Origin of the sequence: Streptomyces sp. NPDC001902 (assembly GCF_042891295.1) — a bacterium.
Classification (GTDB): domain Bacteria; phylum Actinomycetota; class Actinomycetes; order Streptomycetales; family Streptomycetaceae; genus Actinacidiphila.
The window spans coordinates 108,980-131,227 of record NZ_JBIATA010000027.1; the positions used below are offsets into that span (position 1 = coordinate 108,980).

The 22,248-nt window shown below is 73.2% G+C and carries 24 protein-coding genes; 13 read left to right on the forward strand and 11 right to left on the reverse strand.

Going from position 1 to position 22,248, the window contains the following annotated elements:
- Window positions 1–135 precede the first annotated feature (135 nt).
- Window positions 136–213 (reverse strand): 50S ribosomal protein bL37, encoded by a 78-nt coding sequence (locus ACFYYN_RS34105; RefSeq protein WP_500548810.1) that lies wholly within the window; start codon window positions 211–213, stop codon window positions 136–138.
- Window positions 214–226: 13 nt separating this feature from the next.
- Window positions 227–1,045 (reverse strand): SDR family NAD(P)-dependent oxidoreductase, encoded by an 819-nt coding sequence (locus ACFYYN_RS34110; RefSeq protein WP_500548788.1) that lies wholly within the window; start codon window positions 1,043–1,045, stop codon window positions 227–229.
- A gap of 440 nt (window positions 1,046–1,485) precedes the next feature.
- Between ACFYYN_RS34110 and kdpB (ACFYYN_RS34115) the strand changes: the two genes are divergently transcribed.
- On the forward strand, window positions 1,486–3,630 hold the full coding sequence (gene kdpB / locus ACFYYN_RS34115) for a potassium-transporting ATPase subunit KdpB (RefSeq protein WP_500548789.1): 2,145 nt from the start codon (window positions 1,486–1,488) through the stop codon (window positions 3,628–3,630).
- Between the two features lie 9 nt (window positions 3,631–3,639).
- On the opposite strand, the gene ACFYYN_RS34120 is transcribed toward kdpB (ACFYYN_RS34115), so the two are convergent.
- The 4 genes from ACFYYN_RS34120 to ACFYYN_RS34135 all read right to left on the reverse strand — a co-directional run bounded on the left by ACFYYN_RS34120 (window position 3,640) and on the right by ACFYYN_RS34135 (window position 6,654).
- Window positions 3,640–4,650, reverse strand: a complete 1,011-nt coding sequence (locus ACFYYN_RS34120) for a cation diffusion facilitator family transporter (protein ID WP_500548790.1) — start codon at window positions 4,648–4,650, stop codon at window positions 3,640–3,642.
- Between the two features lie 212 nt (window positions 4,651–4,862).
- Entirely contained in the window at window positions 4,863–5,450 is a 588-nt protein-coding gene (locus ACFYYN_RS34125; protein WP_500548811.1) for a DUF305 domain-containing protein, read from the reverse strand.
- Window positions 5,451–5,497: 47 nt separating this feature from the next.
- Window positions 5,498–6,148: a thioredoxin-like domain-containing protein gene (locus tag ACFYYN_RS34130; RefSeq protein WP_500548791.1), complete on the reverse strand. Its 651-nt coding sequence runs from the start codon at window positions 6,146–6,148 to the stop codon at window positions 5,498–5,500.
- Between the two features lie 104 nt (window positions 6,149–6,252).
- The gene (locus ACFYYN_RS34135) at window positions 6,253–6,654 is read right to left on the reverse strand and encodes a hypothetical protein (RefSeq protein ID WP_500548792.1); all 402 of its coding nucleotides are present in this window, start codon (window positions 6,652–6,654) and stop codon (window positions 6,253–6,255) included.
- A gap of 101 nt (window positions 6,655–6,755) precedes the next feature.
- Here ACFYYN_RS34135 and ACFYYN_RS34140 point away from each other — a divergent pair, with 101 nt between their 5' ends.
- A complete protein-coding gene (locus tag ACFYYN_RS34140) occupies window positions 6,756–7,298 on the forward strand; it encodes a GNAT family N-acetyltransferase (protein WP_500548793.1) in 543 nt (180 codons plus the stop codon).
- 14 nt (window positions 7,299–7,312) lie between these two features.
- On the opposite strand, the gene ACFYYN_RS34145 is transcribed toward ACFYYN_RS34140, so the two are convergent.
- Window positions 7,313–8,260, reverse strand: coding sequence for an alpha/beta fold hydrolase (locus ACFYYN_RS34145; protein ID WP_500548794.1), 948 nt, complete (start codon window positions 8,258–8,260; stop codon window positions 7,313–7,315).
- Between the two features lie 70 nt (window positions 8,261–8,330).
- Between ACFYYN_RS34145 and ACFYYN_RS34150 the strand changes: the two genes are divergently transcribed.
- Window positions 8,331–8,882 carry a helix-turn-helix domain-containing protein gene (locus ACFYYN_RS34150; protein WP_500548795.1) on the forward strand — a complete coding sequence of 184 codons (552 nt, stop codon included), beginning with the start codon at window positions 8,331–8,333 and terminating at the stop codon, window positions 8,880–8,882.
- A gap of 9 nt (window positions 8,883–8,891) precedes the next feature.
- On the opposite strand, the gene ACFYYN_RS34155 is transcribed toward ACFYYN_RS34150, so the two are convergent.
- The 3 genes from ACFYYN_RS34155 to ACFYYN_RS34165 form a co-directional block, all read right to left on the reverse strand.
- Complete coding sequence (locus ACFYYN_RS34155; protein ID WP_500329343.1) at window positions 8,892–9,119, reverse strand: hypothetical protein; 228 nt, start codon at window positions 9,117–9,119, stop codon at window positions 8,892–8,894.
- An 83-nt stretch (window positions 9,120–9,202) separates the two neighbouring features.
- Window positions 9,203–9,868, reverse strand: coding sequence for a DUF1707 SHOCT-like domain-containing protein (locus ACFYYN_RS34160; protein WP_500548796.1), 666 nt, complete (start codon window positions 9,866–9,868; stop codon window positions 9,203–9,205).
- A 254-nt stretch (window positions 9,869–10,122) separates the two neighbouring features.
- Entirely contained in the window at window positions 10,123–10,665 is a 543-nt protein-coding gene (locus tag ACFYYN_RS34165; RefSeq protein WP_500329345.1) for a universal stress protein, read from the reverse strand.
- 237 nt (window positions 10,666–10,902) lie between these two features.
- Here ACFYYN_RS34165 and ACFYYN_RS34170 point away from each other — a divergent pair, with 237 nt between their 5' ends.
- From ACFYYN_RS34170 to ACFYYN_RS34205, 8 genes are all read left to right on the forward strand, one after another.
- Window positions 10,903–11,313 (forward strand): SAV_915 family protein, encoded by a 411-nt coding sequence (locus ACFYYN_RS34170; RefSeq protein ID WP_499509435.1) that lies wholly within the window; start codon window positions 10,903–10,905, stop codon window positions 11,311–11,313.
- A gap of 13 nt (window positions 11,314–11,326) precedes the next feature.
- Window positions 11,327–12,664, forward strand: a complete 1,338-nt coding sequence (gene lysA / locus ACFYYN_RS34175; RefSeq protein ID WP_500358944.1) for a diaminopimelate decarboxylase — start codon at window positions 11,327–11,329, stop codon at window positions 12,662–12,664.
- 210 nt (window positions 12,665–12,874) lie between these two features.
- Complete coding sequence (kdpB, locus tag ACFYYN_RS34180) at window positions 12,875–15,034, forward strand: potassium-transporting ATPase subunit KdpB (protein WP_500548797.1); 2,160 nt, start codon at window positions 12,875–12,877, stop codon at window positions 15,032–15,034.
- Window positions 15,035–15,036: 2 nt separating this feature from the next.
- Window positions 15,037–15,879, forward strand: a complete 843-nt coding sequence (locus ACFYYN_RS34185; protein ID WP_500548798.1) for a potassium-transporting ATPase subunit C — start codon at window positions 15,037–15,039, stop codon at window positions 15,877–15,879.
- On the forward strand, window positions 15,876–17,504 hold the full coding sequence (gene kdpA / locus ACFYYN_RS34190; protein WP_500548799.1) for a potassium-transporting ATPase subunit KdpA: 1,629 nt from the start codon (window positions 15,876–15,878) through the stop codon (window positions 17,502–17,504). Before ACFYYN_RS34185 ends, kdpA begins: the two co-directional genes overlap by 4 nt.
- A 39-nt stretch (window positions 17,505–17,543) precedes the next feature.
- The gene (locus tag ACFYYN_RS34195; protein ID WP_500548800.1) at window positions 17,544–18,095 is read left to right on the forward strand and encodes a dihydrofolate reductase family protein; all 552 of its coding nucleotides are present in this window, start codon (window positions 17,544–17,546) and stop codon (window positions 18,093–18,095) included.
- A 64-nt stretch (window positions 18,096–18,159) separates the two neighbouring features.
- On the forward strand, window positions 18,160–18,945 hold the full coding sequence (locus ACFYYN_RS34200) for an alpha/beta fold hydrolase (protein ID WP_500548801.1): 786 nt from the start codon (window positions 18,160–18,162) through the stop codon (window positions 18,943–18,945).
- Between the two features lie 378 nt (window positions 18,946–19,323).
- Entirely contained in the window at window positions 19,324–19,767 is a 444-nt protein-coding gene (locus ACFYYN_RS34205; RefSeq protein ID WP_500548802.1) for a VOC family protein, read from the forward strand.
- A 65-nt stretch (window positions 19,768–19,832) separates the two neighbouring features.
- On the opposite strand, the gene ACFYYN_RS34210 is transcribed toward ACFYYN_RS34205, so the two are convergent.
- Window positions 19,833–20,453, reverse strand: coding sequence for a TetR/AcrR family transcriptional regulator (locus ACFYYN_RS34210; RefSeq protein WP_500548803.1), 621 nt, complete (start codon window positions 20,451–20,453; stop codon window positions 19,833–19,835).
- Between the two features lie 203 nt (window positions 20,454–20,656).
- Between ACFYYN_RS34210 and ACFYYN_RS34215 the strand changes: the two genes are divergently transcribed.
- Window positions 20,657–21,571, forward strand: a complete 915-nt coding sequence (locus tag ACFYYN_RS34215) for a LysR family transcriptional regulator (RefSeq protein ID WP_500548804.1) — start codon at window positions 20,657–20,659, stop codon at window positions 21,569–21,571.
- Between the two features lie 103 nt (window positions 21,572–21,674).
- Window positions 21,675–22,248 (forward strand): SDR family NAD(P)-dependent oxidoreductase (locus ACFYYN_RS34220; protein ID WP_500548805.1); only part of this gene is annotated, 574 nt, incomplete at its 3' end.

Sequence of the window (22,248 nt, forward strand, 5' to 3'; positions counted from 1 at the left end):
TAAACCCCGGTCCTGGGGGGGGCATTTCTAACACGGGTCCCCCCCCCTCCCGGGTCCGCGGGTTTTGGTGGGGGGGGCGGGGGGGGGGGCCGGGGGGGGGGGGCGCCCCGGGGGGCCCCCACCGCCGTGAGGACATCAGCCCTGGCCGGGCTTGTTGCCGTGGCCGGCGCCCTTCTTGCGCCTGGCCCTCTTCTTGCGGGCACGCTTGGACACGGTGGTCCTCCCCTCAGGCGGTCACGAGCAGGTCGGCGACCTTGCACAGACGGCGCACCGTGCGGTCCTCGACCGCGGTCCGGGCGGCCGGGGCGAGCGTGGCCCGGTCGTAGTAGGCGCCCGGGACGAGTTCGGTCTCCGGGTCGCACAGCCGGGCCACCCGCGCGGCGCCCTCGGCAGCGGGCTCGCCCTCGTGCGCGTACAGCGGCAGCAGACGCGTCTCGCACACCCCCGGGTGCACGCTGACGGCCGTGACGCCGGCCGGCGCGGCCGCCCGGGCGAAGACGGTGAGGGCCAGCTGCGACTGGGCGTACGCGGCGTGCCGCGAGTAGCGGCGGGAACGGTTCAGGTCGCTCCACGCCAGGGAGGCCGACCGGTGCGTCGCGGACGACACGTTGACCACCCGGGCGCCGGGGCGCGCCGTCAGCGGGCCGGCCAGCTCACGGGTGAGCAGGTAGGCCGCGAGGAAGTTCACCTGGAAGGAGATCTCGTGGCCGTCGGCCGTGAGGGTGTGTCGCTCCGGCGCGACGACCGCGGCGTTGTTGACGAGGACGTCCAGCGCGGGATGCAGGCCCCGCACGGTGGCCGCCAGGTGGCGGACCTCGGAGAGCCGGGGGAAGTCGGCCACCGCCAGGCGCAGCCGGACCCGTTCGGTACCGGCCGCCACCAGCCGCTCCACCGCGTGGTGCGCCGACTCCGTGTCGCGACCGTGGACGATGACCGTGCAGCCCCGCTCGGCGAGCAGCCGGGCGGTCTCCCACCCGATGCCGGACGTCGCCCCGGTGACCAGGGCGGTGCGTGGGGGGACGACGGGGACGAAGGACGCAGACATGGACCACTCCGTGGACGGTACGCCACATCGCGCCGGACACACGGGTGACGGCGCTCGCGTACGGGGAACAGGGGCGGCCGCCCGGGGCGGCCACGGGAAACCGGTGCCCTCAGGACACCGGCGGGAGGACAGCGCGCGGTACCGGCGGCACCCGATGGGGTGGCCGGTCGTCATGGCGCGGGCCGCTGTTCACGCTGCCCATCCAATGCCGCGTCGGATCCGCGGACAAGGACCGGCGGCGATTCCTGACGGCGCCCTGACGCGCGCGCCGCCGGCTTGCCGTGGCGGCGTCACCCGCGCACGCACGGGCACGTCAACGCCGCGTCAGAATCGCCCTCCCGTACCGCAAAGGACCTGTCAGGAGCGTGCCGCGGTCCTCCCGGCGACGGTGTGCTGGTGACCGTCCACCGGTGAACAGACCAGCAGAAGGCACCCCGAGCATGCAGCCCCTGGCTCCCTCGACCGACCGCACCCCCGCCCCGCCCACGCAGCCGCCCGTACGCCCCGGCGGCAGGCGCAAGGTGTCCGCAGGCCTGCTGGATCCCCGCCTGCTCCTGGAGGCGTTGCCCGAGGCGCTGCGCAAGCTCGACCCCCGCCGAATGGTGCGCAACCCCGTCCTGTTCGTCGTCGAGACCGGCGCCGCGCTGACCACCGCCTCGGCGGTCGTGCACCCGAGCGTCTTCGCCTGGGTGATCAGCGCCTGGCTCTGGCTCACCGTCGTCTTCGCCAACCTGGCGGAGGCCGTGGCCGAGGGCCGCGGCAAGGCCCAGGCCGAGGCGCTGCGCCGCACCAGGACCGACACCGTCGCCCGGCGGCTGACCGGCTGGCGCCCCTACGGCCGTGACCACACCGAGCAGACGATCCCCGCGGGCGAGCTGAAGCCGTTCGACGTCGTCCTCGTCGAGGCGGGGGAGACCGTGCCGGGCGACGGCGAGGTCGTCGACGGGATCGCCGCCGTCGACGAGTCGGCCATCACGGGCGAGTCCGCCCCCGTGATCCGGGAGGCGGGCGGCGACCGATCGGGGGTCACCGGCGGCACGAAGGTGCTCTCCGACCGCATCGTCGTGCGCGTCACCTCCCGCCCGGGCCGGACCTTCCTCGACCGCATGATCGCCCTGGTCGAGGGCGCCACCCGGCAGAAGACGCCCAACGAGATCGCCCTCAACATCCTGCTGGCCTCGCTCACGATCGTCTTCATCCTGGTCGTCGTCACCCTCCAGCCGATGGCCGCCTACGCGGACGCGGCGCAGAGCACCGTCGTCCTCGTGGCCCTGCTGGTCACCCTGATCCCGACGACCATCGGCGCGCTGCTCTCGGCGATCGGCATCGCCGGCATGGACCGCCTCGTGCAGCGCAACGTGCTGGCGATGTCCGGGCGTGCCGTCGAGGCGGCCGGCGACGTCTCCACCCTGCTGCTGGACAAGACCGGCACCATCACGTTCGGCAACCGCCGGGCCGCCGCGTTCATCCCGCTCACCGGCGTCGACGCCATGCAGCTCGCGCAGGCCGCGCAGGTCTCCAGCCTCGCCGACGAGACCCCCGAGGGCCGCTCCATCGTCGTCCTGGCCAAGCAACGGTACGGGTTGCGCGCCCCGTCGGAGGGCGAGCTCGGGCAGACCCGCTTCGTGCCCTTCACCGCCCGCACCCGCATGAGCGGGGTCGACCTGCGCTGGGAGGACGGCGCGGGCGCCTCCGTGCGCAAGGGCGCGGCCGGCACGGTGGCCGGCTGGGTCACCGGTCGCGGGGGCCAGGTCCCCGAGGAGGCAGGCCACCTGGTGGACGCCATCGGCGCCTCGGGCGGCACCCCCCTGCTGGTGGCCCTCGACGACTGGAACGGCGCGCGGGTCCTCGGCGTCGTCCACCTCAAGGACGTCGTCAAGGACGGCATCCGCGAACGCTTCGCGGAACTGCGGCGGATGGGCATCCGCACGGTGATGGTCACCGGGGACAACCCGCTCACCGCGCGTGCCATCGCCGACGAGGCCGGCGTCGACGACGTGCTGGCCGAGGCGACCCCGGAGGACAAGCTCGCCCTCATCAAGCGGGAGCAGGCCGGCGGCAACCTGGTCGCGATGACCGGTGACGGCACCAACGACGCCCCGGCGCTGGCCCAGGCGGACGTGGGCGTGGCCATGAACACCGGCACCTCGGCCGCCAAGGAGGCCGGGAACATGGTGGACCTGGACTCCGACCCCACCAAGCTGATCGAGATCGTCGAGGTCGGCAAGCAGCTGCTCATCACCCGCGGCGCGCTGACCACCTTCTCCATCGTCAACGACGTGGCGAAGTACTTCGCGATCATCCCCGCGATGTTCGCGGCGACCTATCCCGGGCTGTCCGCCCTCAACGTCATGCGGCTGCACAGCCCGGCGTCCGCGATCACCTCGGCGATCATCTTCAACGCCCTCATCATCGTGGCGCTGATCCCGCTGGCGCTGCGCGGCGTCCGCTACACGCCATCCTCGGCGGGCGACCTGCTGCGGCGCAACCTGATGGTGTACGGGATCGGCGGGCTGGTCCTGCCGTTCCTGGGCATCAAGCTCATCGACATGGCCGTGGTGCAGTTCGTGCCGGGCCTCGGCTGAGCGCGTGGGTCAGTGCCCGTGCGGCCCGGCGCGGTGCACCGGACCGTGCGCCTCGCCGCAGTGGCCGTCCGCCCTACCGGACCCGGCGTCCGGGGCACCGCCCACGGTGAGGAGCTCGGCGGGCGCGTGGTCGACCTGCAGGGTGGTGTGGGTGAGCCCGTAGTCCGCGCCGAGCAGGTGCTCCAGGTCGCGCCGGACGGCATGGCAGTCACCGCCCGGCTCGACCAGGACGTGCGCCGACAGGGCGGGCTGGCCGGAGGTGATGGTCCAGATGTGCAGGTCGTGGACCTCGGTGACAGCGTCGTGGGCGGCGAGGCGGTCGCCCACCTCGTCCGTGTCCAGCCCTGCCGGGGCCGCCTCCAGGAAGATCCGCCCGGAGTCGCGCACCAGCCCGCACCCCGCCTTGAGCATCAGGCCGACCACCACGAGCGTCGCGATGGCGTCGGCGCGGACGAACCCGGTCAGCAGGACGACCAGGCCCGCCACGGCGGTGCCGATGAAGGCGTACAGGTCGTTCAGCACGTGCTGGAACGCGCCCTCGACGTTGAGGGACGTGCGGTTGGCCCGCGACAGGCACCATGCGGCGCCGACGTTGACGACCACTCCGGCCAGCGCGGTGACCAGCACCGGGCCGCCCGCCACGTCGGGCGGTGAGACGAGCCGCCGCACCGCCTCGTACGCCAGCCACGCGGCGAGGAGCAGCAGGGTGATGCCGTTCGCCTGCGCCGAGAGGATCTCGGCGCGCTTGAGCCCGTACGTGAAGCCGCCCCGCGCCGGGCGCGCCGCCAGCCGCATCGCGACGAGCGCCAGCACGATCGAGGCGGCGTCGGTGAGCATGTGCGCGGCGTCGGAGAGCAGCGCGAGGGACCCCACCAGCAGACCGACGACGACCTCGACGGCCATGAAGCCGGCGATCAGCCCCAGCGCGAGCCCCAGCCAGCGCCGGTCGGCGTTCTCGGCCACACCGTGCCCGTGCCCGTGCCCATGCCCGTGCCCGTGCTCGTGATCGTGCGCGTTCATGGTGCGGCGACCTCCCCGTTCCAGGTACGACACCCGCAGGGAAACACATCGGCACACCGATCGGCAAAGACTGCACCGGTGACCGTTGTCAACTTCGATAAGACGGCGGTGACCTGCACCGACGCCCGGCCGATCACGACGCGCCCGGCTCCGGCCGCGGGACCGCCGGGGCCCCCGGAGGCGGGCGGCCTCCGGGAGCGCCCCCGGCGGGATCAGGCGTTCGGACTCGCGCCGCGGGCCGCGAGCATGTCGGCCATCAGGCGTATCTCGGCCTCCTGGCCCTGGACCATGCCCGCCGCCAAGCGCCGTACCTGGTCGGTCCGGGCGAGGTCGGCGGCCGCGGCGGCCATCTCCACGCCGCCCTTGTGGTGGGCGGTGAGCAGTTGGAGGTAGAGGACCGCGGCGGCCTTGCCCCGGGCCGCGCCGAGCCGTCGCAGTTCGGTGTCCGTGGCCATGCCCGGCATCAGCGACCCGTCGTGGGGCGCGTAGGCCGTGTCGTGGCCCATCCACGTCATGGGCGGCTTCGACGACGACTTGGGAAGCCCCCAGACGTCCAGCCAGCCGAGCAGCATGCCGCGCTGGTTGGCCTGGGTGTTGATGACGTCGTAGGCGAGCCTGCGGACGTCCTCGTCGTCCGTGCGGTCGCGGACGATCAGGGACATCTCCACCGCCTGCTGGTGGTGGATCGCCATGTCGCGCGCGAAGCCGGCGTCGGGTGAGTCCGTGGCCGGGGTGCCCCCGCTGCTGGGCCGTGCCGTGAGCAGCGTGAAGGCCAGGGCCGCGACCATGACCAGCGCCATGGCGCCGGCGAGCGCGAGCAGCGGCCTGCCCGCGCCCCGGGCGGCGGTCACGAGGCCTTGCCTCCGGTGCAGGGCGCGCCGGGCTCGGGGGTCTGGTCGCCCTGCACATAGGTGTCGAAGAACTTCGCCACGCGCGGATCGTCGGCCTTGGTGACGCCCAACTGGTGGCCCCACGCGGTGAGGGTGATCGGTGAGGCCTGGTCCGCGTAGGGGCTCATCAGGGAGTACGGGGTCTTCGAGACGCGGGCGCCGAGCGTCTTGACGTCGGTGTCCGACGCCTTGTCGGTGTACGTGACCCACACCGCGCCGTGCTCCAGGGCGTGCACGGCGTTCTCATCGGTGACGGGCTTGTCGTAGACGTCGCCGTTGCAGTTCTGCCAGACGGGGTTGTGGTCGCCGCCGGCGGGCGGGCTCATGGGGTAGTCGACGGTCTTGTCGACGTGGTTCTGCGTGAGCCCGGACCACGTCTTCTCCCCGCTGATGGAGCCGGCGGCCGCGGTCTTCCCGCTGCCGGCGCCGTCGTCGCCGGCGGCGTTGACCAGGTAGACGCCGCCACCGACCAGCGCGACGAGGATGGCCGTGCAGGCGGTGACGGTGATGATCCGGTTGCGGCGTTCGCGGGCCTGCTCCTGGCGGCGTATCTCCTCGACGCGCGCACGGCGGTCGGTGGCCCTGGCCTTGGAATGGGGGGAACCCATGGCATGTCCTGATTCCCCGCCGCGTCGGTGACACGGCGGTGCTGGTGAAGGGTCGGATGACGTACGGCGCGCACCGGCGGTCGCCGCCGGTGCGGTCGGCCCTTCTACGTCCGCTGGATCTGGAGCATGTGCAGGTCGAGGGAGCGCACGGTGCCGGGGGACGGCGCACGCAGTCCCGCGGCGGCGACCGCGGGCGGCCACACCGACGGCGGTTCCGCGCCGGCGAGGTGCGGCAGGGGCGTGGAGCCCAGGGTCACCGGCGTGTGCTCCGCGGGGGAGCAGCCGTTGCCGCGCCTGCCGGGGTCATGGCCGTCCGTGCACACCTCGTCGGCGACGTACGCGACGTGCGAGGAGACGAGGGTCCGCGCGGGGCCGTACGGGTCGTCCGGCGCCCCGGAGTGGCCGCAGACCGCGAGGGCGGCGAGCAGCCCGCACAGGACGAGGACAACACCGCTCAGGCGGGCGGGTATCGCACCGCCTCGGCCGGCTGCTCCGTCACTGCGCATCGCGGCAGATCGTACCCGCCGGCACACGCCGTACCCGCGCCGGGTGCGCCCCGGGGAAACGAAGGTGCAAGGCGCCGCGGGGCCCTGCCAGGCTCCTCCGCATGGACGTTCACCTGGAGCCCTGGTCGGAGGCGGACCTTCCGCTCCTGCGGCGGATCAACACCCCCGAGATGCGGCGGCACGTCGGGGGCCCCGAGCCCGAGGAGCGGCTGCTCGCCCGGCACCAGCGCTACCTGGCCCTCCCGAAAGCCGGGCTGGGCCGCATGTACGCCGTGCTCCTCGGCGACGAGCCGGTGGGCAGCATCGCGTACCACCGCCGGGACTGGCAGGGCGAACCGGTCTACGAGACCGGGTGGAACGTCCTGCCGCCGTACCAGGGCAGGGGCATCGCCGCCGCTGCCGGTGCCGCGTTGATCGCCGTCGTGCGCGAGGCTGCCCGCACCCCGGGGGCTCCCCATGCGCTGCACGCCTTCCCGTCCGTGCGGAACGCACCGTCGAACGCCCTGTGCCGCCGCCTGGGGTTCACCCTGCGGGGCGCCTGCGACTTCGAGTACCCCAGGGGCAGCGGGACCTTGATGCGCAGCAACGACTGGCGCATCGAGTTCGGCGCCCCGCGTCAGTGCGTGCGGCGCCGCGCGGTGTGACGTGCCCGGGCCCTTCAGCCGGCCGGGGCCGAGGCCGTCCGGGCGGAGCGCAGGAGGTCGCGCAGTGCCTCCAGGACCGCTTCGGGGCGTTCCTCGTGGAGCCAGCCGTGCCCGGCGTCGCCGATGACGCGGTGCCCGCCGCGGGGCACGGAGGCGGCGAGGCGTGCGTGCAGGTCGAGTTTGGCGGTGTTCATCTCGCGGACGGTGTCCTCGGACCACAGGTGGGCCTGGGTCGGGTCGACACCCATCGCGGACAGCACGATCAGCGGTACGTCGGGGAGGGCGGGGGCGTCGCGCAGTTCGCCGGCGACGACGTCGTGGACGTTCCTGTCCTCGTCCCAGCCGGTCCGCCACCGGGTGAGGTGGTACTCGGCGAGCGGTTCACGGACGCCGTCCGGCCAGCGCGCGAAGTGCCGCGCGAGGGCGGCCCGTGACTGCTCGATCTGCTCCGGCGTCGCTTCGGGGAGCTCGGCGCTCCGCATCGCTTCCACCTTGTCGCGGATCTCCTGCGACGCCCGTGCGTACATGTCCTCGTGGAAGGGGTCGAGCAGGAGGAGCCCCGCCACCTCGCCGGGGTACCGCTGCGCGAAGCGGCGGGCGTAGGCGGCGCCCAGTGAGTGGCCGACCAAGAGGTACGGACCGGGGACTTCGGCCGTGTGGAGCAGGGCGTGCAGTTCACCGGTGACGTCGGCCGCCGTGCGGGGGAGCGGCACGGGGGTGCTCCAGCCGGTGCCACCGCGGTCGTAGAGGACGGACGTGGTGAGGGCGGCGACGCGGTCGTGGAGGTTCACGTAGTCCAGGCCGACCATGCCCGCGCCGGGCACGAGCACCACGGTGGGGCCGCCGGTGCCGGAGCGGTGCAGCAGCAACTGCCCGCCGTCGACGTCGTGAAGCCGTCCGAGCGGCGGAGCCCCGGGGACGGTGGTGCCGGGCCGGTCCTCGGTGTGCGGCTGGCGGGTCATCCGCGGTCTCCTCCCGTACGTTCTACGTTCTCAACTTTGAGAAAGGTATCCGACATGAGATCGTACGTCCATGGACACGGTCGACCTGCTGCTGCACCCCGTGCGGCTGCGCATCGTGCACGCCATGTCGGGGAACCGGACGCTCACCACGTCGCAGTTGTGCGACCTGCTGCCGGACGTCTCCAAGGCCACCGTCTACCGCCACGTGGGTCTCCTCGCGGACGGGGGAGTGCTCGAGGTCGAGGGCGAGCAGCGCGTACGCGGCGCCGTCGAGCGCCACTACCGGCTCCGCCGCGAACGGGCCGTGGTCGACGCGGAGACGGCGGCGTCGGTGTCACGGGAGGACCACCGCAGGGTCTTCGCGGTCGCCATGGCGGCGATGATGGCCGAGTTCAACGCCTACCTCGACAGGGACGGCGCCGACCCGGCCGCCGACCTCGTCGGCTACCGCCAGCACGCGCTCTGGCTGAGCGACGAGGAACGCGCCGCGCTCATCGCCGACCTGCGGCGGGTCCTGCTGCCCCGTCTGGCCAACGGCCCGGCGCCCGGGCGGACGCGGCACCTCGTCAGCCCGATCCTGTTCCCCGCCGAGGAGCCCGAGGGCCCGGTCGGCCCGGCCTGACAGCCGGCGTCAACGGCGGTGGCGGGCCCGCCGCTTGGGGGACCGGCGGTCCGTCACCAGGAAGACGACCAACAGCGCCGCGACGACGCAGACCGCCACGGTCTCGGCCGCGAAGATCAGTTCGCTGAAACCGTCGTCCCCCGCCTCGACGGGAGGGACGTAGACCTCCCGTGACGGACCGGTGGAGGGCGCGCCGTAGGGCATTCCGAAACGCAGGGGCACCATGCGGAGGCTCATCGCCGGTCAGTATCGCGGGCTCCGGCCCGCCGCGGGACGAGACGGCCGGACCGGGGGCGCCCGCACCGTGGCCGCGCGCCGGATCAGCCGGTGAGCGCCGGGAGCGCGGCGGGACGGCGGAAGAGCCAGCGCAGGAACGTCCGCCGCGGCGGACGCGCCCGCACCTGCCCGAACTCCAGCTCACCCACCAGCTCCACGCGCAGGGCCACCGGTGTCGCCGGGCCGGCCGCCGGCCGGATGTCCACCTTGCCGAAGCTGACGGCCAGCTCGTCGGCGTCCACCACGATCCCGGGCCGCGTCACCAGCACCAGGGAGCCACCGCGGACGTCCACGTCGATGCGGAGGGTGTCCTGCGTGATCACGGCGCCGGTGAAGTCGAGCAGCACCTCGCCCCACTCCGACCGGACCTCCATGCGCCGCGGCACGACCCACCGGTCGACGCGGCGGAACGAACCCCCGCGGTGGTCGACCCGGACCAGGTCCTTGACGTCCGTTGCGGCCACGCCCGGCGCCCCCGCGGCCGCCGGAAGGTCGGCGGTGAGCGGTGCCAGTTCGTCGAGCGTACGGGCCGACAGGGCGGCCTCCAGGCGCTCGTCCAGCTCGTCGGCGGACAGCCGCCCGTCGCCCGCGGCCGCGGTCAGGACGTCCACCACCCGGTCCCGGTCCGCGTGCGAGGCCCGCAACGGGGGCGGCGCGAGCGGCGCGCCCGTAGCGGACGGTCCACCCGCTGGCGGGATCTCCTCCGGCATGTCCCCACCCCGTTCTGGTCGGCGGCTTCGGTGAGACGCGATACACAGGTCGCGAACTAACGCTATATCGCGTCCTGGCCGCGAGCCAAGCCCGCACCCGCGGACCGCCGTCCACCTCCGTGTCGTGCCGGTCCCGGGCGCGACCCTGGCCGGCGCGTGACCCTGACCGTTTTCCAACCCGCCGCGTGGGTTGCAGGGTTGGACCGCCGCAGGGCCATGCCTGCCCTGCGGTGTTGACCCTCGTGGTGCCGGGCTCAGGGGGTGACGAATCCGTCCCGGCGCCACCTGGCGCCGAACCGCCGCCCGCTCCCGCCACCCCGGGCCGACGGCAGCCCGGGCGCGGACGGCACGGCCAGTACCGGGCAGCGGGCGTGCGTGAAGCAGTGCGCCGCGACGGACGGCGCGAAGAGCCGCTGCCAGGGGCCGTGGGAACCGGCACCGACCACCAGCAGTCCCGCGCCCTCGCCGGCCACCTCCACCAGCGCCGGTCCCGGACGGCCCAGCGCGAGGACCGGACGCAGCGGGGGGTCCAGCGGCAGGTCACCGTCGAAGGCGGCGTCCAGGGCCATGAGGAGCCGGCGCCGGGCCAGCCGTCGCCACCGGTCGGGGTCCGGCGGGGGCGGCGGCCACCGGTTCTGCGTCGCACCGGCACCGTCCCAGGCCGTCTCCCAGGCGGTGACCACGGTCAGCACGCACTCCCGCCGCCGGGCCTCCTCGGCGGCCCGGCGCAGCGCCGCCACGCTCCCGGGGGAGCCGCTGACGCCGACGACGACGCACTCTTCGCGGACCTCACTCATGCCTTCCATGAAACGCCCGGAAACGCGCGGTCCAGGGGTCCTTGTCGCGATCCTGACGCCGCCCGCCCCACCCCCGCGACCCGCGCCGTTAACGTTCGCGCGCTCGCCGTAAACGTCGCGTCAGGGATCGCACCCACCCCCCAGGCGGCGGGCATAGCGTCCCTGGTGCGTCCCGGAACGCCGGCCCCGGCCGGGACGCCCCAGGAACCGCAGCAGGTGCCGCAGCAGGAGGAAGCCATGACAGAGCTCATGTACGGGGACGACCCCGAGCCTTCGGATCCGTCCCCGGCCGGACGACACCGGGAGACGTTGTACGTCCCCGTCCGGCCGGGACCCGTGGGATGCGTCGCGCGCATGTTCCGCACGCCCCTGGGCGGCCGCACGGCCGTCGGCTTCACCACCACCGAGCGCCTCACCGAGACGCTCGGCGCCGACCAGCAGTGGATCACCCTGTCGGAATCCGCGCTGCGGTCGCTCGCCCGGCCGCTGGGCGTCACGGCACTGACCGTGGACCCGCAGTTCGCCGCACCCGCCGTGTCGGACGTACCGGAGGAGACCGGTCGCCGGCTCGACCCCCAGACTCTCGGGGTCCTCAGGGTCACCGGCGCGGTCGCGCTGGTCGACGCCCTGGCCCTGTGGATCGGCTGAAAGGAGCGCCGTCATGACTCTCGTCACCGAGCACCTGGAGACCGCGTACCCCGACGCCGACCTGTCGGTGTGGCCCGCGTCCGCCTCCTCCGCCCCCCACGGTGAGGTCACCGTGGGCGGGGTCCCCCTGACGGAGATCGCCGAACGCTTCGGCACCCCCGCCTACGTCCTGGACGAGGGCGAGGTACGCGACCGCTGCCGTGCCTACCGCGCGGCCTTCCCCGACGGCGACGTGCTGTACGCCGCCAAGGCCTTCATGTGCCGTGCCATGGCCCACTGGGTGGACGAGGAGGGCCTCGGCCTCGACGTCTGCTCGGCCGGGGAGCTCGAGCTCGCGGTCGTCACCGGTTTCCCGCCGGAGCGCATCCTGCTCCATGGCAACGCCAAGAGCCCGGAGGACCTGGCCACGGCGCTGCGCCTCGGCGTGGGCCGGATCGTGATCGACAGCACCGGCGAGATCGCCCGGCTGGCCGCCCACGTCCCGCCGGGGGACCGGCAGAAGGTGCTGCTCCGCATCGTGCCGGGCATCGCCGCCGGTCACCACAACGCGGTGCGCACCGGAACCGACGACCAGAAGTTCGGGCTGTCCCTCACCGACGGATCGGCGCAGCACGCCATCGCGCGCGTGCTGGAGCAGCCGCGGCTGGAACTGGTCGGTCTCCACTGCCACCTGGGTTCGCAGATCAGCAGCGTCAAGCCGTACCTCGCGGCCGTGCGCCGGCTGGTCGGGCTGCTGGCCGCCGTACGCAGGCAGCACGGCGTCACGCTGCCGGAGCTGGACCTGGGCGGAGGGCACGCGGTCGCCTACCGGCCGGGCGAGGCGGCGATGGACCTGACGACGCTGTCCGCGCGGATACGCGCCGAGCTCGCCGAGGGCTGCGCGGCCGCCGGGCTGCCGGTGCCGCGGCTGACGGTGGAGCCGGGCCGCGCGATCGTGGGCCCCGCCGGTGTCGCGCTGTACCACGTGCTGTCGGTCAAGCGCACCGGCGGACAGACCTTCGTGGCCGTCGACGGCGGCATGAGCGACAACCCCCGGCCCGCGCTGTACGGGGTGCGCTACAGCCCCCGGCTGATCGGCCGTCACTCCACGGAGGAGCCGGCCCTGATGACCGTGGTCGGCCGGCACTGCGAGGCCGGTGACATCCTCGCCTCCGCGGTGCCCCTGCCGGCCGACGTCCGGCCCGGGGACCTGCTGGCGGTGCCGGTCGCGGGCGCCTACCACCTGTCGATGGCGTCCACGTACAACCTCGTCGGTCGTCCGCCGGTCGTCGCGGTCCACGAGGGCCGGGCCCGGCTGCTGGTCCGCCGCGAGTCGCTCGCCGACTTCCGCAACCGCGACATCGGGCTCTGAGCCCCGGGGCCCCGGGGCCCCACGACCAGGCGTCCCCGACGCCGTCCGAACGCCCTCCGGGCAGGTGATGTCCCCGCGTCCCCCTGCCCGGAGGTGCGCCATGCCCATTTCCGTTCCAAGAGGCCCGGTCCACGGGTCCCGATCCACCAGAAGAGAGAGTCCGGTGAGTGTGGAGTACGCCGTCCGCCTGATCGTCGCGGAGGGAATCCGATGACCACCGCACCCGCACCCGTCGGACCGGACCGTGAAAGCCCCGTGCTTCCCCCGGAGGCCGACGGGAAGCGCCGTGTCGGCGCAGGACTGCTCGACCCCGGACAGCTGTGGCTCGCCCTTCCCGACGCCCTGCGCAAGCTCAACCCGGTGACGCTGGTCCGCAACCCGATCATGTTCGTCACCGAGGTCGGCGCGGCCCTGACCACCGGGCTGGCCCTCGTCCATCCAACCCTGTTCGGCTGGCTGATCACGGTGTGGCTCTGGCTGACCGTCGTCTTCGGCAACCTCGCCGAGGCCGTCGCCGAGAGCCGCGGCAAGGCCCAGGCCGACTCCTTGCGCCGCATGCGCAAGCTGACCACCGCCCGCCGGCTGACCGAGGACGGCGAGAAGGTGGTGCACGCCATCGCGCTGCGCCGCGGTGACACCATCGTCGTCGAGGCCGGGGAGACGATCCCTGGTGACGGCGATGTCGTCGAGGGCGTCGCCAGCGTCGACGAGTCCGCCATCACCGGCGAGTCCGCACCCGTCATCCGCGAGGCGGGTGGCGACCGCTCGGCCGTCACCGGCGGCACCAGGGTGCTGTCCGACCGCATCGTCGTGCGCATCACCCAGGAGTCCGGACGCAGCTTCCTGGACCGGATGATCGGCCTGGTCGAGGGCGCCAACCGGCAGAAGACGCCGAACGAGCTCGCCCTCAACCTGCTGCTCGTCATGCTGACCTTCGTCTTCCTGGTCGCCGTCGTCACCCTGCAGCCCATGGCGATCTTCTCCAAGGGCTTCATGGGCGCCGCCCCCGACAGCGCCGCGATCACCGCCGACGGCGTCACCGGCATCGTCCTGGTCTCGCTGCTCGTCTGCCTCATCCCGACGACGATCGGCGCCCTGCTGTCGGCCATCGGCATCGCGGGAATGGACCGCCTGGTGCAGCGCAACGTCCTGGCCTCCTCCGGCCGCGCCGTCGAGGCCGCGGGCGACGTGAACACGCTCCTGCTCGACAAGACCGGCACCATCACCTACGGCAACCGGCAGGCGAGCGCCTTCCTGCCGGTCGGGGCCGTCGAGCCCGAACGGTTCGCCCAGTCCGCGCTGCTGTCGAGCCTCGCCGACCGAACCCCCGAGGGACGCTCCATCGTCGCCCACGCCCGCGAGCACTACGCGCTGTCCCACCACAAGGCCGACGAGATGGACCTGCCCGACGCCCGGTGGGTGGCCTTCAGCGCCACCACCCGCATGTCCGGGGTGGACCTCCCCGGAGGCAGGAAGCTGCGCAAGGGTGCCGCCGCCGCGGTCGCCGCCTGGGTCCGCGACGAGGGCGGAACGGTCCCGGCGGGCATGGACGTGTACGTCGAGCAGGTGTCCGCCGCGGGCGGGACGCCGCTCGCCGTCGCCGAACTCCCGGCCGGCGGCGGCCCCGCACGCGTCCTGGGCGTCATCCACCTCAAGGACGTCGTCAAGCCCGGGCTGCGCGAACGCTTCGAGGAGATGCGCCGGATGGGCATCCGCACCGTGATGATCACCGGCGACAACCCGGTGACCGCCCGCGCCATCGCCGAGGAGGCGGGCGTGGACGACTTCCTCGCCGAGGCGACCCCCGAGGACAAGCTCGCCCTGATCAAGCACGAGCAGGCCGGCGGCCACCTCGTCGCCATGACCGGCGACGGCACCAACGACGCCCCGGCACTGGCCCAGGCGGACGTGGGCGTCGCCATGAACACCGGCACCTCGGCCGCCAAGGAGGCGGGCAACATGGTCGACCTCGACTCCGACCCCACGAAGATCGTGGAGATCGTCGAGATCGGCAAGCAACTCCTCATCACCCGTGGCGCGCTGACGGCCTTCTCGATCGCCAACGACATCGCCAAGTACTTCGCGATCCTCCCCGCGATGTTCGGCGGGGTCTACCCGGCCCTCGACGCCGTGAACATCATGCGGCTGCACTCGCCCGCCTCGGCGATCCTGTCGGCCGTCGTCTTCAACGCCGTCGTCATCGTCGCGCTGATCCCGCTCGCCCTGCGGGGCGTGCGCTACCGGCCCAGCAGCGCCTCGGCGCTGCTCACCCGCAACCTGTGGGTGTACGGCCTCGGCGGGGTGGTCGCGCCGTTCCTCGCGATCAAGCTCATCGACGTCGCCCTCGTCCAGTTCATCCCGGGGATCTGACCATGGCCGGTACCTCCACGCTGCCCCGCTGGGCCGCGCACCACCTCGCGGCCGTCCGCATGGTGCTCGCGCTCACCCTCCTCGTCGGACTGGCCTACCCCCTCGGCATGACGCTGCTCGCCCAGGCGCCGGGCCTGCGGGACGCCTCCTCAGGCGACACGCTCATCGGCAAGGCCTACACCGACGCCATGGGCGACCCGCTGCCCGGCTACTTCCAGTCGCGCCCCTCCAACGCGGGCGACGGCTACGACACCGCGGCCTCCGGCGCCGGCAACCAGGGCGCCGAGAGCGTCGTCGACACCCCCGACAGGCCCAGCCTGCTCACCCAGGTGTGCTCGCGCAGCAAGGCGATCGGCGAGCGGGAGCACGTCGACGGTTCGCGCCCCTACTGCACCCCCGACGGCGTCGGTGCCGTGCTCGGGGTCTTCCGCCAGGGCGGCACCACGGGCCGCGTGACCCGCGTCGTCAGCCTCAACCAGCCCTGCCCCGCCCGGCCGTTCCTCACGGCCTACGAGCACGTGGCCGTCCGCTGCGCGGAACCCGGCGCCGATTACACCCGCGCCGTCGTCACCCCCGTACGCGGCGACGCCCAGGCCCGCCCCGAGGTCCCCGCCGACGCGGTCACCGCCGGCGCCAGCGGCCTCGACCCCGACATCAGCCCCGCGTACGCGGGCCTCCAGGCACCCCGCGTCGCCCGCGAGCGGGCGGTCGGCGAGGACACCGTGCGCGCCCTGATCGCGAAGTACACCACCGGCCGCGCCCTCGGCGTGCTCGGCGAGCCCGCCGTCAACGTCGTCGAGCTCAACGCCGCCCTGGACCGCACCCACCCGACGCGCGGAGCGTGAGAGCAGACATGTACGGCTGGATCCAGGCCTCCCTCGTCATCGCCGTCGTGGTGGGCCTCCACGTCCCGCTCGGCGACTACATGGCACGCGCCTTCGAGGGCGGCCGCCACCTGAGACCCGAGCGCGCCCTCTACCGCCTGTGCGGCGTCGACTCCGACAAGGAACAGGACTGGCGGCACTACCTGTTCGCGCTGCTGGCCTTCTCGGCCGTGAGCATCGCCACCCTGTTCGCCCTGTTCACCCTGCAGGACCGGTTGCCGTGGTCGCTCGGTCGCGACGGCATGCCGTGGCGGCTCGCCCTGCACACCGCCGTCAGCTTCACCACCAACACCAGCTGGCAGAACTACGCGGGCGAGTCCACCACCGGCCACCTCGCCGTCATGGCGGGCCTGGGCACCCAGGCGTTCGCCTCCGGCGCGGTCGGCATCTGCGTCGCGCTGGCCCTCGTCCGCGGGCTGGTCCGGCGCGACACCGACCGGCTCGGCAACTTCTGGGTCGACCTCGTCCGCAGCGTCTTCCGCGTCTTCCTGCCCCTCGCGGTCGTCTCCGGACTCCTGCTGATCGCCCTCGGCGTGCCGCAGCACCTGTCGGGGAGCGACCAGCTCGCCGCCCCCGTCGGCTCCTGGGAGTCCATCAAGCTGATGTCGGGCGACGGCGGCGGTGTCTTCAACGCCAACAGCGCCCACCCCCTGGAGAACCCCTCGGCCTGGAGCAACACGCTCGAGATCGTGCTCATGCTCCTCATCCCGACCGCCCTGATCCGCACCTACGGCCGGCTCGTCGGCAGCCTGAAGCAGAGCTGGACCCTCCTCGCGGTGGTCGGCATCCTCTTCGGCCTGCTGCTGGCCGCCGCCAACCTCGCCCAGAGCGCCCACACCGGCACCGTCGGCGCCGCGGTGGGCGGCCAGACCGAGGGCACCGAGACCCGGTTCGGCGTCCCGGCGAGCACCCTGTTCGGCGTGTCGGCCACCGCCTCGGCGGACGGCGCCGCCAACTCCTCGTACGACAGCTTCTCCAGCCTCGGCGGCGGCGTCCTGCTGGCGGGCATGATGCTCGGCGAGATCGCGCCCGGCGGCACCGGGAGCGGCCTGTACGGACTGCTCGTGGCCGTCCTCGTCGCGGTCTTCGTCGGCGGCCTGATGGTCGGCCGCACGCCCGAGTACCTGCGCAAGCGGATCGGCACCGGGGAGATGCGGTACGTCGTGCTCTACGCGCTCGTCGCGCCCACCGCGATCCTGGTGTGCTCGGCCATCGCCGTCGCCCTGCCGGGCGGGCGCTCCTCGATGGGCAACCCGGGCCCGCACGGCCTGACCGAACTCGTCTACGCGTACACCAGCAACACGGCCGGCAACGGCAGCGCGATGGCCGGCTTCAACGGCGCCACCGACCTGCACAACCTGCTGATGGTCGTCGCCATGCTGATCGGCCGCTACGGCCCCGTGGTGTGCGTCCTCGCCCTGGCGGGGCGCCTCGCGCGCCAGCGGGCCGGCGTGGTCACGGTCGGCACCCTGCGCCCGCACGGGGTCAACTTCGTCGTCCTGGCCACCGGCGCCGCCCTGATCCTCGCCCTGCTGAACTTCCTGCCCGTCCTGTCCCTCGGCCCGGTGGCGGAAGGACTGCTGTAGTGCCGAGGGTCGGTCACCCCCCGATGCGAAGCTGAGGGGGTGACGAGGACCCAGTACTTCACCGCGACCAGCCTCGACGGCTTCATCGCCGACCCGGACGACTCCCTCGACTGGCTCTTCGAGGTCGAGGGGGAGGGCTTCGAGCGCTTCAGGGCCTTCTTCGCCGACGTCGGGGCCTTCGCGATGGGCGCCACCACGAACGAGTGGATCCTGCAGCACGACCGCCTCCTGGAGCGGCCCGGGAAGTGGACCGAGTACTACGGCACCACCCCGGCCTGGGTCTTCGCCCACCGGGACCTGCCCGCCGTCCCCGGGGCGGACGTCACCTTCGTGCGCGACGACGTCCGCCCCGTCCACCAGGCCATGGCCACCGCCGCCGGGGGCCGGAACATCTGGCTGGTGGGCGGCGGTGAACTGGTCGGCTCCTTCGCCGACCACGGGCTGCTGGACGACCTGATCCTGGGCGTCGCCCCGGTCACCCTCGGCGCCGGCGCACCGCTGCTGCCGAGGAGGCTGACCTCGGCCCGGCTGCGGCTGGCGGGCGTCGAGCGGGTCGGCCAGTTCGCCTACCTGACGTACACGACGCGCTGAGGCCGGTGCCGTCACCGGCGCCCGCGATGCGCGGCGCGGTTCGGTTCCGTGCGAGCATCTGCGGATGCTCATACTCGCCGACGAACTCGGACGTCTCGCCTGCACGGTGACGGGGGAAGGCCAGCCCGTCGTCCTCGTGCACGCGGGCGTCGCCGACCACCGGATGTGGGACGGGGTCGTGCCCGGCCTCGCGCAGCACCACACCGTCATCCGCTACGACATGCGCGGCTTCGGCCAGTCCCCGCCACCGGCCGGCCCGTTCAGCGAGCACGACGACCTGCGCCGCGTCCTGGATCACTTCGGCCTCGACCGCGCCCGCGTGGTCGGTGCGTCCTTCGGCGGCCGCGTCGCAATCGACTTCGCGCTCGCCAACCCCGGGCGCGTCCACTCCCTGGCCGTGCTCTCCCCGCCGTGGCCCGGGCACGACTGGTCGCCGCAGATGATCGCCTACGACGAGGCCGAGACCGAGGCGCTCGCGGCGGGCGACCACGAGGCCGCGGTCCGCGTCAACCTGGACATGTGGCTGCGCGGCCCGGCCCGCGGATGGGACGAGGTCCCCGCCGGGGCGGCCGACCGGCTCCGCGGGCCGCTGCGGACGGCGCTGACCCACCAGGGCGCCGTCGAGGCGCACTCACGGGGCCGCGCGGACGGCGACGTCGCCGCACTCTCCGTGCCCACCCTGATCGGCGTCGGCCTCCTCGACGTGCCGGACTTCCAGGACATCGCCCGCCGCTACGCCGCGACGATCCCCGACGCAACCCTGGAGGAGTTCCCGGCCGCGGCGCACCTCGTGGCCCTCGAAGCCCCCGCCGACGTCACGGCCGCCCTGCTTCCGTTCCTCGCCCGCTAGGGCCTGTCGTCAAATTGACGTCGGCCGCCCGTAGGGCGGGCCCCGCGGTTCCCCCAGCTCCGCTGGGAGGTACCCCCAAGTGCGGTGCATCGCAAGGCGGAGAGTCGTCCTCGTAGTGGGCTACTCGGACGATGCGACAACGCAGCCTGGGGGAGTGCCGTGCCTGGGGGGCACCTCCCAGCGCCAGCTGGGGGCGCGGCGCGGGGCAGGCGGGAATTTGACGACAGGCCCTAGCGCTGCCCGCACCGCCAACGCGGTGGCCGTCCGGTCCGCGCCGTCCGCCCGTGGGGGAGCGGGGGTACGGATCATCCCCGCGGGACCGTGGACGTCCGGCGCGCCCCTGCGCGCCGGACGGGGCAAGGGAAAGGAGCAACCCCTGTGGACATGAAACTCGAGGTCGTGGTGGTGCCCGTCGCCGACGTCGACCGGGCCAAGGACTTCTACATGGGCCTCGGCTGGCGGCTGGACGCGGACCTCACCACCGGCGAGGACTTCCGCGTGGTCCAGGTGACCCCGCCCGGCTCGCCCTGCTCGGTCATCTTCGGCACCGGGGTCAGCTCGGCGGCGCCCGGCTCGGTCCAGGGCCTCCACCTGATCGTGGAGGACGTGGTCGCCGCCCGCGAGGAACTCGTGGGACGCGGGGTCGAGGTGGCCGGACCGTTCCACGACGCCGGAGGGATCTTCCACCGTGCCGGGACGGAAGGACGTGTGTTCGGCCCCGACGCGGAGCGACGCAGTTACTGCTCCTTCGCGTCGTTCAGCGACCCCGACGGCAACGAATGGGTGCTCCAGGAAATCACGGAGCGGCTGCCGGGCCGCTGACCTCCGCCCCCGGTGCCGTACGGTTCCGCACCGCGGTCGCGCGCCGCGCCCGTGGTGCGGAACCTTCACACGGTGGCGACGGCCTTCTGAGGCCCGGTCACGCCGAGGATGGCGAGGCAGTTCGTCCACAGCGGGCTGAGGCGCCCGGTGTCGTTGTACAGCTTGGCGAAGAGCACCTGTCCCTCGAGCTGGGCGACGATCGACGCCGCGGCCGCGTGGGTGTCGGCGACGGTGACGTCGCCGCGCTCGCGGGCCTCGGTGACGACCTCGTCGATCATGTCGACCTGCGTCTCGAAGATCTCCTGCAGCCGTCCGCGGATGGACTCCGTCTGGTTGCTCATCTCCAGCGTCAGGTTGCCGAACATGCACCCGGAGACCGTGCCGCAGGACTGCTGCCCCGCGTGCTGGCTCTCCTCGGTCGCCTCGAACAGCCTGCGCAGCCGCTCCAGGGGTGCCTCGGCGGCGCCCAGGATGCGGGTCCACTCGCGCCTCTGCGCCGCCCAGTGCTCGTCGATGACGGTCAGGGCGAGGGCTTCCTTGGACTCGAAGAAATAGTAGAAGCTGCCCTTGGGCACCCCGGCCGCCTTGCAGATCTCGGCCACCCCCAGGGCGGAGTAGCCGCGCTGCTCGATGAGCGTCTGCGCGGCAGTGATGATCTTCTCCCTGGCATCACTCGTGCGTCCCATGACAGCAGTATACGACCGATCGACTATTGTGTCGTCGACCGGCCGGTCCCGCTGCTTCTCCCGGTCGGGAATCCCGACCGGCCCCCATCGTGGGCGCGCCGGCGGGACGTCCGCCAGGACCCGTTTCCTCCCTGCTGCGAGGCTGCGACTCCCACACGCCCCCCGTGACGGAGATCCGGCAGGCCAGGCCCTAGCATGGCGGCGTGGAGCTGCGTCAACTTCGGTATTTCGTCGCGGTCGCCGAGGAGCTGAACTTCGGGAGGGCGGCCGAACGGCTCCTGATCGCCGGGCCCTCGCTGTCCCAGCAGATCAAGGCGCTCGAACGCGACCTGGGGGTCAGGCTCTTCGACCGCGACCGCCGGTCGGTGTCGATCACCCCCGCGGGCTCGGCGCTGCTCCCGCACGTCCGGGCGCTGCTGGAGCGCGCCGACGACGTGGGGCGACGCGCCAAGCAGCTGGCCGGCTCGGAGGCGGTGCGGCTCGGCTACACCAACTGGCTCCCCGCCGACCTGGCGGCCCGTGCGTCCGCGGTGGCCCGGCTGCACGTGGACGCGTGGATCGGGCCCTCCCACACCCAGGCCGCCCGGGTGGCCGAGGGCGGCCTGGACCTCGCGATCTGCTGGGTGCAGACGGCGGACCTGGAGCGGTGCGGCCTGCGGTCCCGGCTCCTGGGCGCGGACCTGCTCTACGCGGTCTCCACCGGCGACGACACCAGTGCCGTCCGGGCCGAGGACACCGTCGTCCTCCTCGACGACGACACCACCACCTGGCAGTCGTGGAACGTCTACGCGGAGCGTTTCGCCGCCGACACGGGGGCCCGCACGATCCGTATCTCCGACGGCGGTATCACCGGCAGCGGATTCTTCGACCACGTCCGCCGCTGCCGCGGACCGGTCGTCAACTCCCCGAAGGGCCAGACCACCCCGCTCCCTCCGGACCTGGTCAAGCGGCCGGTGATCGCGCCCGAGGTCTACTGGACCTGGTCGCTGGTGTGGCGCGCCGACGAGGTCCGAGACTCGGTGCTGGCCGTGGTGGACGCCCTGGCCGAGGGCGTGGGCGACCTCGGCATCCACGGCCCGGACGTCTGGCTTCCCGACGGCGATCCCTACAAGCGATAGATTTTCGTCGGTATGCCGGAATTGTCGCTCGGCCCTCGCGGTTATAGGTGACCGGTCGGCTACCTTGCCGGCGCAGTCCACCCCCATCCATCGGGAGCAGGTCATGAGCGTTGAGGGTCAGAAGGTCGCGGTCGTCACCGGTGCGTCGCAGGGCATCGGTGCCGGTCTGGTCGAGGCGTACCGGAAGCTGGGGTACGCGGTGGTGGCCACGTCGCGGAACATCGGCGAGTCGGCGGACGCGGGGGTGGTGGCGGTGCGCGGGGACATCGCCGACTGGGACACCGCGGAGCGGGTGATCGCGACGGCGGTGGAGCGGTTCGGCCGGGTGGACACCCTGGTCAACAACGCGGGGATCTTCGTGGCCAAGCCGTTCACGGAGTACACCGAGGAGGACTACCGGGCCGTGATGGCGGTGAACCTGGACGGCTTCTTCCGCGTCACGCAGCTGGCGGTGGAGCGGATGCTCCAGCAGGGCGGGGGACACGTCGTCCAGATCTCCAGCAGCCTCGGGGACCAGCCGGACGCGAAGGTGACGTCGGTGCTGGCGTCCCTGACCAAGGGCGGCCTGCAGTCGGCCACGAAGGCGCTGGCGACCGAGTACGCGACGCAGGGCATCCGGGCGAACGCGGTGGCGCTGGGGACGATCAAGACCCCGATGCACCCGGTGGAGACCCACG

Excerpts from the sequence above, each read along its gene's own strand:
- ACFYYN_RS34110 (WP_500548788.1), bottom strand. The coding sequence starts at position 1,045 with ATGTCTGCGTCCTTCGTCCCCGTCGTCCCCCCACGCACCGCCCTGGTC.
- kdpB (WP_500548789.1), top strand. The coding sequence starts at position 1,486 with ATGCAGCCCCTGGCTCCCTCGACCGACCGCACCCCCGCCCCGCCCACG.
- ACFYYN_RS34120 (WP_500548790.1), bottom strand. The coding sequence starts at position 4,650 with ATGAACGCGCACGATCACGAGCACGGGCACGGGCATGGGCACGGGCAC.
- ACFYYN_RS34125 (WP_500548811.1), bottom strand. The coding sequence starts at position 5,450 with ATGGCGCTGGTCATGGTCGCGGCCCTGGCCTTCACGCTGCTCACGGCA.
- ACFYYN_RS34130 (WP_500548791.1), bottom strand. The coding sequence starts at position 6,148 with ATGGGTTCCCCCCATTCCAAGGCCAGGGCCACCGACCGCCGTGCGCGC.
- ACFYYN_RS34135 (WP_500548792.1), bottom strand. The coding sequence starts at position 6,654 with ATGCGCAGTGACGGAGCAGCCGGCCGAGGCGGTGCGATACCCGCCCGC.
- ACFYYN_RS34140 (WP_500548793.1), top strand. The coding sequence starts at position 6,756 with ATGGACGTTCACCTGGAGCCCTGGTCGGAGGCGGACCTTCCGCTCCTG.
- ACFYYN_RS34145 (WP_500548794.1), bottom strand. The coding sequence starts at position 8,260 with ATGACCCGCCAGCCGCACACCGAGGACCGGCCCGGCACCACCGTCCCC.
- ACFYYN_RS34150 (WP_500548795.1), top strand. The coding sequence starts at position 8,331 with ATGGACACGGTCGACCTGCTGCTGCACCCCGTGCGGCTGCGCATCGTG.
- ACFYYN_RS34155 (WP_500329343.1), bottom strand. The coding sequence starts at position 9,119 with ATGAGCCTCCGCATGGTGCCCCTGCGTTTCGGAATGCCCTACGGCGCG.
- ACFYYN_RS34160 (WP_500548796.1), bottom strand. The coding sequence starts at position 9,868 with ATGCCGGAGGAGATCCCGCCAGCGGGTGGACCGTCCGCTACGGGCGCG.
- ACFYYN_RS34165 (WP_500329345.1), bottom strand. The coding sequence starts at position 10,665 with ATGAGTGAGGTCCGCGAAGAGTGCGTCGTCGTCGGCGTCAGCGGCTCC.
- ACFYYN_RS34170 (WP_499509435.1), top strand. The coding sequence starts at position 10,903 with ATGACAGAGCTCATGTACGGGGACGACCCCGAGCCTTCGGATCCGTCC.
- lysA (WP_500358944.1), top strand. The coding sequence starts at position 11,327 with ATGACTCTCGTCACCGAGCACCTGGAGACCGCGTACCCCGACGCCGAC.
- kdpB (WP_500548797.1), top strand. The coding sequence starts at position 12,875 with ATGACCACCGCACCCGCACCCGTCGGACCGGACCGTGAAAGCCCCGTG.
- ACFYYN_RS34185 (WP_500548798.1), top strand. The coding sequence starts at position 15,037 with ATGGCCGGTACCTCCACGCTGCCCCGCTGGGCCGCGCACCACCTCGCG.
- ACFYYN_RS34200 (WP_500548801.1), top strand. The coding sequence starts at position 18,160 with ATGCTCATACTCGCCGACGAACTCGGACGTCTCGCCTGCACGGTGACG.
- ACFYYN_RS34210 (WP_500548803.1), bottom strand. The coding sequence starts at position 20,453 with ATGGGACGCACGAGTGATGCCAGGGAGAAGATCATCACTGCCGCGCAG.